Here is a 12061-nt window from a genome sequence, read left to right as displayed (position 1 = left end):
CGTACTGGAGCGTGCGCGCCAGAAGGACATGTCCGTGAGCGAGAATATTGACGACGCGGGGCCCGACCCCATCGACGTCGCTGTCGGCCACCGAATTCGCGTGCGCCGCAAGTGGCTGGGCATCTCCCAGTCCACCCTGGCCGATCACCTGGGGGTCAGCTTCCAGCAGGTCCAGAAGTACGAACGCGGCGCCAACCGCACCTCGGCCTCCATGCTTGTGCGCATCGCCGAGAAGCTGGAGACCACGGTCGGCGAACTGGTGGGCGAGAACGACCGCCCCACCGGCGACGAGAGCCTGTTCGAAAAGCTGGCCGTGCCGGGCGCCGTCCAGCTCCTGGAGGCCTTCGCCAGCGTCCAGCAGCCCTCGCTGCGCACCGCGATCCTCAACCTGACGCGATCCCTGATCGAAGAGACTGAAGAGCCCGCGCCCAAGCGCGCGCGCTAATCCCGTCCGGCCGCAAAGGCCAGGTGGTGCAGGACGATTCCCCCGGTCGTCGCCACGTTCAGCGAGTCGAAGCCGGTGGCCATGGGAATGGCCACCGTCGTCGTGCGGGCCAGGACCGAGGCGGCCAGGCCCGGCCCCTCGGCCCCCAGCAGCACGGCGGTCTTTGACGGACGCCTGAGATCCGCCAGGCGCGTGGCCCCGCCGGGGCTCAAGGCCACAGTCTGGAATCCGGCGGCGCCCAGGGTGTCGAGCAGGTCCCCCCGCGCCGTCGCGAACGGCGTCGCCAGCACCGCCCCCACGGAAACCCTGATAGCCTTGCGGTAGAGCGGGTCGCAGCAGTCTGTGTCCAAGAGCACGGCGTCCACCCCGAAGGCCGCCGCGTTGCGGAACAGCCCCCCCATGTTGTCGTGGTTGGCGATCCCCGACAGCGCCAGCACCAGCGCGCCCTCCCTCAGGCCGGCCAGAATCTCTGTCGCGCTCGGGGAGACGCGCCGACGGCCCAGGGCCAGGATTCCGCGATGAATGTGGAATCCCACCACCGCGTCCATCGCCTCCTGGCTGGCCGAATAGACCGGAACATCTTCAGGTATCTGGGCGATCAGGTGGGCCAGCCCCGCCACCCGCTTGCGGGCGATCATCAGCGAGACCGGCTCGCACAGCGTCGAGCGGGCCAGCACATTGAGCACCACCTCGCCCTCGGCCACGAACAGGCCCTCGCGGCCGACGAGATCGCGCTCGCGCACGTCGCGATAGGCGGCGACGCGCGGATCGGCGGGGTCGTCGATCAGGATGATCTCAGGCACGAAGCTCGGCTACCAGATCTTCACCCGATCCGTCGGGGCCAGGTAGAGTTTCTCGCCCGGCTTGACGCCAAAGGCCGCGTACCAGGCGTCCAGGTTGCGCACCGTATCCGCGCGGTATTCGGCGGGCGCGTGTCCGTCGGTCAACAGCGTCCGGCGCAAGGCGGCCTCCCGGTATTTGCCCCGGTAGTTCTGGGCCCAGCCGAGGAAGAACCGCTGGTCGGCGGTGACCCCGTCGATCACCGGCGCAGGCGCGCCCTTCAGCGACAGGTGATAGGCGTCATAGGCCGTGGCCAGGCCCGCCAGGTCGGCGATGTTCTCGCCCAGGGTCAGGTCGCCGTTCACCGCCAGATCCGGCAGCGGCTTGTAGGCGTCGTACTGCGCCGAGAGCTGGGTGGCCGAGGCCTTGAAGTGCGCCATGTCGGCGTCGGTCCACCAGTTGCGCACATTGCCCCGGGCGTCGAACAGCGCGCCGGCGTCGTCGAAGCCGTGGGTGATCTCATGGCCGATCACCCCGCCGATCGCACCGTAGTTCACCGCCGGGTCGGCGTTCGGGTCGAAGAACGGCGGCTCCAGGATGGCGGCGGGGAAGCTGATGGAGTTCTGCATTGGCGCGTTCAGCGCATTGACCGTCTGCGGCGTCATGTACCACTCACCACGGTCCACGGGCTGGGAGAGCTTGCCGAGCGTGCGGCGGTATTCGAAGAGCTCGCCGCGCTGCCAGTTTCCATAGGCGTCGCCGGCCTCGATCCTCAATCCGGAATAGTCACGCCACCGGTCGGGATAGCCGACGCCGACTTGGAAGTTGGCGAGCTTCTCGTGGGCCTTGGCCTTGGTGGCCGGGTCCATCCAGTCGAGCCGGTCGATGCGGTGACCGAAAGCGGTCAGCACGTTCTTCACCATGGTCTCGACTTCCGCCTTCGATTCCGGCGGGAAGTATTTGGCGACATAGAGTTTTCCGATCGCTTCCCCCAATGCCTCGCCGGTGAAGTCCACGCCGCGCTTCCAGCGGGCCGATTGCTGCGGCGTGCCCGACAGGGCGGTCCCGTTAAAGGCGAAACTCTCGTCGACGAAGGCCTTGGACAGGTAGGGCGAGCCCCGCTCCACGGCGTGGAAGGCCAGGTAGTCCTTCCACGCAGCGATCGGTTCTGACGCCACCAGCCTGGCCTCGCCGCTGATGGCGGTGGACTGCCAGGCGCCGAACAGCGGCTGGTCGGCCAGGCCGGCGGCGGTCAGGAAGGCGTCCCAGTCCATCCCCGGCGCCTTGTTGGACAGGTCGGCGCGGGTCCACTGGACGTTGGCCTTGGCGATGTCGAAAGTGTCGGACGCCGTCCAGTGGGTGGCCGCGATCTTGGTCTCCAGGGCCAGGATCCGGGTGGCGCGGGCCTCCACGTCGCTGAAGCCGGCCAGCCGCAGTTGGTTGGCGACGTGGGCCTTGTACCTGGCGCGCAGGTCCACGTACTTCGCGCCGGCGTCGAGATAGTAGACCCGGTCGGGCATGCCGAGCCCGCCCTGGATGATGTAGGGCAGGTAGCGGCTGGTATCGTTCAGGTTTTCCACCACCCACAGGCCGAAGAGCCGGTCGGTCTTGGTGCTGGTGGCGTTCATGATGTCCACGTCAGCGCGCATCGACGCGCCCAGATGGGCCGAGAGCTCCTTGCGGGTCTTGATGGCCGCGATCAGCGCCAGCTCCGGCGCAAGCGGGGTCGCGCCTTTCGCCTCGACGGCGGCCTCGTCCATGAAGCTGGCATAGTAGTCGCCGATCATCCGGGCCTCGGACCCGGCCGGCCCCTGCGTTTTCGCCGCCGCCTCAATCAGCTCGACGGTGCGCTTTGAGGCCACGTCGCGCAGGACGGCGAAGGTGTTGTAGCTGGACCGGTCGGCAGGGATTTCGGTGGTCCTGATCCAGGTCCCGTTGGCGTAGCTGAAGAAATCGTCGCCCGGCTTCACCGAGGCGTCCATGCCGGCGGCGTCGAAGCCGTAGGTCCCGTAGGCGGGCTTGGGCGCCTCGGCGACAGGGGCTGGGGCCGGGATCGGCGCGGACGGCGCAGCGCCCATGCTGGCGCAGGCCGACAGGATCACCGGCGCGCAGGCGGCCAGCAGCAAGGTTTTCAGATTGGTCATTTTTAGAAGGCTCCCATGGGACCGGGCGCGTCACGGCGCGCTCTCAGCGTTTGAGCCTTCATACACCGGCGCCGCGATTTGCGCCCCGGCGGCGGATTAATCTTCCGTCATGTGAGAAGGCTAGCGTCGCACATCCAGGCTGTGGCTGGACCGCACCGCCTCGACATCGGCCAGGGTCGCCAGGTTGAAGTCTCCCGGCGTGGCGTGCTTCAGCACCGCCGCGGCCACCGCGAAGTCCAGCAGCTCGGCCTCGGCCATCCCGGTCAGCAGACCGTGGATCACCCCGGCGGCGAAGGCGTCGCCGCCGCCGATGCGGTCAATGATGGGATCCATGGTCCGGCTTGCGGTGCGCCAGGCGCCCTCGCGGGAAAACAGGAATCCCGCCAGGTCGTGGTGGTTCACCGTGTGCTGCACCCGGTCGGTGCAGGCCAGGCGCTTAAGGTTCGGCCAAGCCTTGAAAGCCATGTCGGCGGCCCAGCGGCGCAGGCCGTCGGCCCCCTCGCCGCTCTCGAAGGAAGTCCCCAGCACGAGGGCGATGTCGCGATGGTCGCCGAACACCAGGTCGGCCTGGGATAGCATCTCGCCCAGGATGGCCGGGGCGTCGCCGTCCCAGGCCTGCCACAGGGTCGCGCGGTAATTGCAGTCCATGGAGACGGTCAGACCCAACCGCCGCGCCGCCCGTACCGCGTCGACGGCCGCCTTGGCGGTGTCGGCGCCGATGGCGGCGGTGACGCCGGAGACGTGCAGCCATCCCGCGCCCGCCAGCGCGGCGTCCCAGTCGACGGCCGAAACCCCGCGGCTGAAGGCTGAATCCGCGCGGTCATAGAGCACCTGGGACGCGCGCTGCGCCGCACCAGGGGTCAGGAAGTAGAGGCCCATCCGTCCGGCGGCGAAGCTGACGCCGGACGTGTCGACGCCATAGCGGCGCAGTTCATCGACCGCCGCGTGGCCCAGGCCATTGTCGGGCAGCACGCTGAGCATCCGGGCGGCATGGCCCAGGCGGGCCAGCGAGACCGCCACATTGGCCTCCGCCCCGCCGAAGCTGACCTTCAGGGTCGGCGACTGCAGGAGCAGCTCGTTGTCGGGCGCGGCCAGGCGGACCAGGACCTCGCCGAAACAGACCACATCAGGGGCCACGTGCGTCTCCAGACTGGCGGCGAATCGAACACCCGCCCTAACCTAAACAAAGCGGCGCGCCGGGGAACCGGCGCGCCGTAAGTCTCTCCTCGGGGGATCTAGGCTTAGTAGGTGTAGCGCACCCCCAGCAGGTATTCCCGGCCGGTGTGGTGGTAGAAGTTCACCAGGTTGTTCTGTCCGTTGAACTGGTCCTGGAATTCGTCCGTCAGGTTCACACCCTCGAGCGTGAACTTCAGGTGGTCGTTGAAGGTATAGGTGAACGACGCGTCTACATTGAAGGTCTTGTTGGTGCCGTCATAAGGCACCGGCAGGGCGGCGGTGTTTTCCTGACCCAGAACGCGGGTCAGGTACTTGTCGCGGTGGCTGGCCGAGACCCGGGCGCTGACCTTCTCGTCCTCATAGTAGAGCGTCACGTTGTAGGCCTTGCGCGACAGGCCGGTCAGGTCGGTCGTGGCCACGGTGGCGCCGGCCGCGTTCAAGTAGTTGATGGACGACTTCACGCTCGTGTAGTTGGCCAGAATGCCGGTGTTGGCCAGCGGTCCGGGCAGGAAGCTGAAGGGCTGCTGGAAGCTGATTTCATAGCCCGTCACGTCACCGCCTGGGGTGTTGATCGGGGTGGTGAAGTTCCAGGTGGCCGAGGGGCTGCAGCCGACGGTCGCGCCGCAGGCGGCGGTGGCGACGCTATCGGGAATGCCGAAGCTGTTGCCGGTGAACACCTGCTGGGTGGAGAGCGTCTGGACGAAGGTGTCCACCTTCTTCTTGAAGAAGGCGATGCTGATCAGGGCTTCCGGTTGGTAGTACCACTCGAAGGACAGGTCGTAGGCCTTCGCCCGGAACGGATCGAGGACGGGGTTGCCGGCCGTCACCGTCCGCGAAGACCCCGAGACGCTGACGCTGGCGCCCGGCGTCAGGCTGCCGAGGTTGGGACGCGACATGGTCTGGGCCGCGCCGACCCGGATCAGGAAGTTGTCGAAGGGTTCGATCACCGCGTTTACCGACGGCAGGGTGTCGTCATATTCCCGAGCAACGGTGATCGGCACGGCCACGCCGCCCGAGAAGGTGAAGCCCGACGCCGTCTGCTGAGTCTTCACGTAGCGGACGCCCACATTGCCGCGGAACGGCATGCCGGCGAGTTCGGTGTTCCAATCGGCCTGGATGAAGCCGCCCTTGTCCTTCTCACCGACGGAATTGTTGTTGGAGAGCGACGGTTCCTTGCCCAACCGCCAGGCCGCGCCAAAGGCGGTGGGGTCGTTCAGTTGGAACAGGGTCAAAGCGTCGAAATAGTTGGGCGAGATCCAGGCGGTCGGCGTCCCGGCGGGCACACCGAGTCCCTGGGTCGGAAGGGTCACGGTCTTGGCGTAGGTCGAGTTGGCGATCGCGGCCACGCCGGCCGGGATCGTGGTTTCCCGGTTCGATGAGGTGCCGTTGGTGCGGCGCATTTCGGTCGAGACGAAGTCATACTTCTTCCAGGACAACCCGCCCTTGAAGGTCAGGATGTCGTTGGCGTCCCACTGGCCGTCGACGGACACGGTGTCATAGGTGTTCACCGCCGACTGCGGGCGCATCCGCACCTGGGTCAGAGTCCAGGCGTTGGGGTTGGTAAGATCGGCGGTGCCGTAGCTGAGCAGCGGCGCGCGGCTCTGCCCGTAGTCGAACTTGTAGCCATCGACGTTGAACTGATCCCAGATGATCGTCGTCTGGATCGGGTTGTCGTGGTCGGATTTGGAATGCCCCGCAACCGCATGGATCTTCAGGCTGTCAGACAGCGAATGGGTGAAGTCCAGGGAGTACTGGGTGAAGGTGGTCGACAGTTCGTCGTAGCGGTCTTCGACCCGCAGATCGACGTCGTCGAAGGTGCCGGCGGTCATGATGCCGTTCGTGATCGTGGAAGAGATCACGTTGGTGTCGGCGATGCCGCAGGAGGTGTTGACGTTGGCCGCGGTGCAGGCGCCGCCGACGCTGAAGGACGGGGCCTCCAGGAACTGCTCCTCACGATTACCGTCCAGCTTGGCGTAGAGGTAGTCGAAGGTCAGCTCAGTGGCGTCCGTCGGCTTCCACTGCAGCGAGAGCGTCGCGCCCAGGCGATCCTGTTCCTGGTCGTAGCGGTCATACCGCGGGAAGCGCGGGTGGAAGGCGGCGTTGTTGGCCGCGGCCGCCGGATTGACCGTGGTGGGCAGGCCCGCGCCGTTCGGCAGGGCGTCGAAGCCCGGCGAGAACGAGGTGCCCGGCGCCCAGCGGACGGTCGAGGCGCCGACGTCCAGCAGGGACCGCTTGGTGTAGGCGACGCTGGCCAGGGCCCCGAAGGCGCCGTCCGCCCAGGTGTTGGAGATCATGGCCGCGGCGCGCGGCGAGGCGTCCTCCGACAGCGCATTGTAGCTGGCCTGGGCCGAGGCGACGAACTTGAAGCCGTTGTAGTCCAGCGGGCGTCCGGTACGCAGGTCCACGGTCGCGCCCAGCGAGCCTTCTTCGGTCTCCGCCGAGGAGGTCTTCTGCACGGTGATCGAGTTGAACAGGTCCGAGGCGAAGATGTTGAAGTCGAAGTTCCGGCCGCGGTTGGTGCCGCCCGAGGCGTCGGTGCCGCCGGCGGTGGAGAGCGCTTCCATCCCGTTGATGCGGACCCGGGTGAACTGCGGCCCAAGGCCGCGCACGGTGATCTGGCGACCCTCGCCGCCGTCACGGGTGATGGAGACGCCGGAGATGCGCTGGATGGATTCCGAGAGGTTCAGGTCGGGGAACTTGCCGATGTCCTCAGCCAGGATGGTGTCACTGGCCGTCGCGCTGCCGCGCTTCAGTTCCAGGGCCTGTTGCAGGCTGCCCCGGAAGCCGGTGACGATCAGTTCCTCGACTTCGTTCTGCTGTGCGAAGGCCGGTGCGGCGACAGCCATGGTCAGCGCCGCGAGCGACGCACCACTGAACAGCGCGCGCGTTTTCGTCCAAGACCGAGTGCGGACCATTTGTCCCTCCCTGTGCGGAGCCACCTGCGACGTAAGGCCGTCAGGTGGAGGGCGCCAATCCGACGCTCCCCGCGTTTCCCCATTTATGACACCGGTGTCATTACCCTCGAAAGGCCTCTGACACCGGTGGCAATTAGAATAGCCATGGTTCTGTCTCATTCGCAAGACCGGTCGCTTCAAACGCGAGCGAAGGCTGCACGAAAGCTGGGCAATGCGTCAAAAACGTAAATGGGGACAGGGATAGCGCTTCCGGCGGAACCGGAAGACGCCGTCCCGCCACCTCGCCGATGGATGGATAGACCCTACGGTCCGAGCGGCGCGGTCTCGGGATCGGGCGCGGCTTCTTCAGGGTTCAGGGTCGAGCGCGGACGATCCAGACCAAGCGCGGTGGCGAGCGTGATATCCCAGCCATAGGGGTCGGAGCGGTAAACCACCTTGCCCTGATCACCGACGAAGGCGGTGTGATAGAGCAGCCGCACGGGGATCGAGGTCCCCAGCTGCACGACGCCGGTATCGCCCGAGGCCAGCACCGCCTCGAACCGCTCGGCCGCCCCATATTGATCGGCCAGATGGCGCGCGAACTCGACGGCGTTCTCCACCCGCACGCAGCCGTGGCTGCGGTGACGGGCGGCGCGGGCGAACAGGGCCTTGGACGGTGTGTCGTGCAGATAGATGGCGTAGGGATTCTGCATGTCGAATTTCACCAGGCCGAGCGCCGCGTTCGGCCCCGCACGCTGCACGACACGCCCATTGGTGACGTACATGTTCTGGCGGCGCAGATAGGCCGCGCCACGCGGCAGAATCTCGGCGCGGGCGATGCTGGCCGGCACGTTCCAGGGCGGATTGAGCACGAGCTGGCTGAAGGCCGACTGCAGGCTGGGCGTCGCGCGGTTGGCGCTGCCCACCACGGTTCGCGCCGACCAATCCAGGGCGCCGTCGCGGTAGTAGGTCAGGAAGGCGGCGGCCGTATTGACGTCGATCCGGGTCGCGGGCGCCTCGCGGCGCAGCCAACGGCGGCGCTCAAGGTTCAGCACCAGTTGCCGCGCATGATCGGTGGGCCCGGCGTTCAGGACGCCGATCGTGGTGTTGCCCACCCGGCCGGTCGGCTGCATGCCGTTCTCGGCCTGGATGATCTTCAGGGCCTCCGAGATGGGGCCTGACAGCGTTTGAGACGCCATGGGTGAACCGGTGAGGTAGCCCAGGTCATAGAGCCGCTGGGCGATCAACGGCACGCGGTAGTCCTGGCCACCGGGCTGGATCGCGCCGCCCTCAGGGATGGACGAGCCCCCTGCCCGGCCGATCTGTGCTCGCAGCGCCACATAGGCCGCCGACAGGGCCTTGTATTCGGCGTCTCGGGGCGCGAGGCGGTCCAGCCAGGCGCCGATCTCACGGCGATCCAGCGCCTGGGACAACCCCGGCGCCACATCCACGACCTGGCGCTCCAGGGTGAACAGCTTGAAGAGTTTGGTCGGGTCCACCAGACCGCGCGCCAGGGCGTCGGCATAGGTCAGGGCCGCCAGGGTCAGGCCCGCCTCGCGGCTGGCCGGATCGTTGGCCGGCGCCGGCCGGAAGGCGTCGCCGTCCAGGCCATGACGGATTGCGCCCTCGAGGGCCTGGGAGAATTGTCGCGCCTGATCGTCGGTCCAGGCCGGTGTCCAGTTGCGCAGGGCGTAGAACCGGCGCAGTCGCGGATCGACCGCCACCGACTGCAGGACACGTGGATCGATCAGCGGGCTGGAAAGGATCTGGGCGCCGGCGATGGCCGGGACAGCGAGCCCAACACCCAGCACCCACGCGCCGAGTTGCCGGCGCGTCGCCCGCGCCGCATCGACCTCATCCCCCGGACGTCCTGTGGCGTCGCCGCCCCCAAAAGTCATCAAAGCCGATCCGCACCTTTACCCGCCAGCTATGGGGCAACGCGCGAAGCGCGGCTAGGTGGCTCGCGTTTGGGGATATGTTCAGCGGGCGAGCCAGCCCCCGTCCACGGCCAGCAGGGTTCCGTGTACGTAGTCGGCCGCGGAGGACGACAGGAAGACCGCCGCCCCGCCAATGTCGGCCGGCGTGCCCCAGCGTCCGGCGGGGATGCGGGCCAGGATATCGCGCGAGCGGTCCTCATCGGCCCGCAGGGCGGTGGTGTTGTTGGTGGAGAAATAGCCCGGGGCGATGGCGTTGACGTTGATCCCCTTGCCCGCCCACTCGTTGGCCAGGGCCTTGGTGATCCCGGCCAGGCCGCTCTTGGAGGCCGCATAGGACGGCACCCGGATGCCGCCCTGATAGGACAGCATCGAGGCGATGTTGACGATCTTGCCGCCCCGGCCCTGGGCGATCATCTGCCGCCCCACCGCCTGGGTGAGGAAGAAGGTGGTCTTCAGGTTGACGTCCATCACCGCGTCCCAGTCGTCTTCGGTGAAGTCGACGGCGTCGTTGCGGCGGATGATCCCGGCGTTGTTCACCAGGATGTCGATCCCGCCGAAGTGCTCGACGGTCTCGGCCACGACGCGGCCGATGGGCTCCATCGTGGCGAGGTCGGCCGAAATGTCGTGGAAGCGGCGCCCCAGGGCCTCGACGGCGAACCGGGTGTCCACCGGCGGGGTGCGGCCAACGGCCACGATGTCGGCGCCGGCGTTCGCCAGGGCCTCGGCGATGGCCTGGCCCAGGCCGGTGTTGGCGCCGGTGACGACGGCCACCTTGCCCGTCAGATCGAAGGGAGACATGAGCCCTACTTCAGCTGGCAGATGTCGAGGACGTTCATGTCGGTATAGTCGAGGTTCTCCCCGCCCATGGCCCAGATGAACCCGTAGTTCGAGGTCCCGGCCCCCATGTGGATCGACCAGGGCGGGCTGATCACCGCCTCATTGGCGCCGACCACGATGTGACGCATGGCGTCGGGCTCGCCCATGAAGTGGAAGACCTTATTGTCGCCGGCCAGGTCGAAGTAGAAATAGATCTCCGAGCGGCGGTCGTGCAGGTGCGGCGGCATGGTGTTCCACACGCTGCCGGGCTTCAGGAAGGTCACCCCCAGCAGCAGTTGGGCCGACTCGCAGACGCCGGGGATGATGTACTGATAGATGGTCCGCTCGTTCGACGTCGCCGCCTCGCCGCGCTCCAGGGGATTGGCCTGGCTGATGGCGATGTGCTGGACCTTGCAGACCTTATGGGCCGGGGTTGAGGCCAGGTAGAACTTGGCTGGATTGGCGCTGTCCTTGCTCTCGAAGGTCACGTCCGCCACGCCCATCGGGATGTAGAGCCCGTCTCGCGGGGCCATGTCGAAGCTCTGGCCGTCGACGGTGATCTTGCCGGCCCCGCCCACATTGACCACGCCCAGTTCGCGACGCTCGAGGAAGGAATGGCCGGCGGCCGAGGCGGGCTCGGATTGCTCGGGCAGCTTCACCGGCTTCGACACCGGGGCAGCGCCACCGATCACGAAGCGTTCGTTGTGACTGTAGTTCAGGCTGACGGTGTCGGCCGCGAACAGATCCTGCACCAGATAGCGGTCGCGCAAGTCGTCATTGCCGGCGCCCTTCATCATGTCCGGGTGGGTGGCGTGATAGGTTTTCTTGAACATGATCAGGTCCTTAGGGAGCAATAGAGTCCTTCTCCCCTTGCGGGAGAAGGTGGCCCCGCAGCGCGGGGTCGAACAGGGCGCGCGGCCGGAAGGCGTCGGTGGCCAGCTTGGCGTTGATGGCGTCGAAATAGCTGTCGGCCGTCTCGGCGCTCAGGCGCTGCGTGAACCCGAACACCTCGGCGATGGCGTGGTTGAGCCAGAGGGCCGAGGGCGTGCCGCGGAACAGGCCCTGGGCGCCGGCGAACAACGGCCAGGCCTCACGCGGATCGGCCTCGGACGGCCCCGCCTTGGAGGCGATGCCCAGCTTCTCCAGCGGGACGCCTTGCGAATAGAGCATCCGGTAGAGGTAGCGGCCGGGCGCCAGCAGCAGTTCTGTGGCGTTGGGGAAGGCGTCGTTGGTGGCGAACCACTCCGGGTCGGTATGGCCGTGGGGCGAGATGATCGGCAGCCCCCTCACCTCGCGGTAAAGCCTGCGCGCGATGTCCCGCACCCCGGCCTCGGCGGGAAACAGCCGGTCGTCGTTGAGGATCAGCGGCTTGGGCATCTGAGGGTTCGAAGGCGTTTCCGGGGGCGCGGGCCGACCGCCCGTCTGAACGCAAGGTAACCGGTGTCATTGGCCTGCGCAATGGCTCCAGACGCGGTTTCCGCCCTAGGCCAGGGGCGCCACCCAGGCGTGGCGGTGCTGTTCATAGACCTCCTGAGACGGCGCCGGGAAGGCCGGGTCAGCGAAGGCGCCGATCGCCACGGCCACCGCCTCCGGTTTGCGGCTCGGATACCAGAACACCGTCGAACCGCAGGTCGCGCAGAAGTGAAAGGTTATGGGGAAGCCAGAGTCAGCGTCGCGGGCGTAGGCTGTCGACTCGCCGGTGATCGTCGTCGCGCCCGCGTCGTAGAACACCGCCACCCCGAACGGCCCACCCGTTCGCCGCTGGCAGTCCAGACAGTGGCACAGGGACACCTTGTTGGGCTCGCCCTCGCAGTCGATCCCAAGCTGGCCGCAGCCGCAACGCGCCGTCCTCATCATGTCGCCACTCCA

The 12061-nt window shown here is 67.4% G+C and carries 9 protein-coding genes and 1 pseudogene; 1 reads left to right on the top strand and 9 read right to left on the bottom strand.

Features of this window, described 5'->3' with window-relative positions; translation table 11 throughout:
• The first annotated feature begins 34 nt into the window (after window positions 1-34).
• Window positions 35-445 (top strand): helix-turn-helix domain-containing protein, encoded by a 411-nt coding sequence (locus AAC997_RS14665; protein ID WP_304829072.1) that lies wholly within the window; start codon window positions 35-37, stop codon window positions 443-445.
• Here AAC997_RS14665 and AAC997_RS14660 read toward each other — a convergent pair.
• The 9 genes and pseudogenes from AAC997_RS14660 to AAC997_RS14620 form a co-directional block, all read right to left on the bottom strand.
• Complete coding sequence (locus AAC997_RS14660) at window positions 442-1248, bottom strand: RNA methyltransferase (RefSeq protein ID WP_340646441.1); 807 nt, start codon at window positions 1246-1248, stop codon at window positions 442-444. The genes AAC997_RS14665 and AAC997_RS14660 overlap by 4 nt on opposite strands.
• A gap of 9 nt (window positions 1249-1257) precedes the next feature.
• Window positions 1258-3369, bottom strand: a complete 2112-nt coding sequence (locus AAC997_RS14655; RefSeq protein ID WP_340646440.1) for a M13-type metalloendopeptidase — start codon at window positions 3367-3369, stop codon at window positions 1258-1260.
• 120 nt (window positions 3370-3489) lie between these two features.
• On the bottom strand, window positions 3490-4506 hold the full coding sequence (locus AAC997_RS14650) for a sugar kinase (protein WP_340646439.1): 1017 nt from the start codon (window positions 4504-4506) through the stop codon (window positions 3490-3492).
• 104 nt (window positions 4507-4610) lie between these two features.
• Window positions 4611-7391, bottom strand: a complete 2781-nt coding sequence (locus tag AAC997_RS14645; RefSeq protein ID WP_340646438.1) for a TonB-dependent receptor — start codon at window positions 7389-7391, stop codon at window positions 4611-4613.
• A 371-nt stretch (window positions 7392-7762) separates the two neighbouring features.
• The gene (locus AAC997_RS14640) at window positions 7763-9337 is read right to left on the bottom strand and encodes a L,D-transpeptidase family protein (protein ID WP_340646437.1); all 1575 of its coding nucleotides are present in this window, start codon (window positions 9335-9337) and stop codon (window positions 7763-7765) included.
• Between the two features lie 81 nt (window positions 9338-9418).
• The gene (gene kduD / locus AAC997_RS14635; protein ID WP_340646436.1) at window positions 9419-10174 is read right to left on the bottom strand and encodes a 2-dehydro-3-deoxy-D-gluconate 5-dehydrogenase KduD; all 756 of its coding nucleotides are present in this window, start codon (window positions 10172-10174) and stop codon (window positions 9419-9421) included.
• Window positions 10175-10179: 5 nt separating this feature from the next.
• A complete protein-coding gene (gene kduI / locus AAC997_RS14630; protein ID WP_340646435.1) occupies window positions 10180-11025 on the bottom strand; it encodes a 5-dehydro-4-deoxy-D-glucuronate isomerase in 846 nt (281 codons plus the stop codon).
• A 67-nt stretch (window positions 11026-11092) separates the two neighbouring features.
• Window positions 11093-11569: pseudogene (locus tag AAC997_RS14625) on the bottom strand (glucuronate isomerase); the annotation flags it as partial.
• A 105-nt stretch (window positions 11570-11674) separates the two neighbouring features.
• A complete protein-coding gene (locus tag AAC997_RS14620) occupies window positions 11675-12049 on the bottom strand; it encodes a GFA family protein (protein ID WP_340646434.1) in 375 nt (124 codons plus the stop codon).
• Window positions 12050-12061 lie beyond the last annotated feature (12 nt).

Source organism: Phenylobacterium sp., from assembly GCF_037968635.1.
In the GTDB taxonomy this organism is placed as follows: domain Bacteria; phylum Pseudomonadota; class Alphaproteobacteria; order Caulobacterales; family Caulobacteraceae; genus Phenylobacterium.
Note: the sequence above shows the minus strand (reverse complement) of the source record. Positions and strands in the feature narration are given on the sequence as shown.

Bases quoted from the DNA above. Each gene is read 5' to 3' on its own strand.
- AAC997_RS14655 (WP_340646440.1), bottom strand. From the start codon at position 3,369: ATGACCAATCTGAAAACCTTGCTGCTGGCCGCCTGCGCGCCGGTGATC.
- AAC997_RS14645 (WP_340646438.1), bottom strand. From the start codon at position 7,391: ATGGCTGTCGCCGCACCGGCCTTCGCACAGCAGAACGAAGTCGAGGAA.
- AAC997_RS14640 (WP_340646437.1), bottom strand. From the start codon at position 9,337: ATGACTTTTGGGGGCGGCGACGCCACAGGACGTCCGGGGGATGAGGTC.
- kduD (WP_340646436.1), bottom strand. From the start codon at position 10,174: ATGTCTCCCTTCGATCTGACGGGCAAGGTGGCCGTCGTCACCGGCGCC.
- kduI (WP_340646435.1), bottom strand. From the start codon at position 11,025: ATGTTCAAGAAAACCTATCACGCCACCCACCCGGACATGATGAAGGGC.
- AAC997_RS14620 (WP_340646434.1), bottom strand. From the start codon at position 12,049: ATGATGAGGACGGCGCGTTGCGGCTGCGGCCAGCTTGGGATCGACTGC.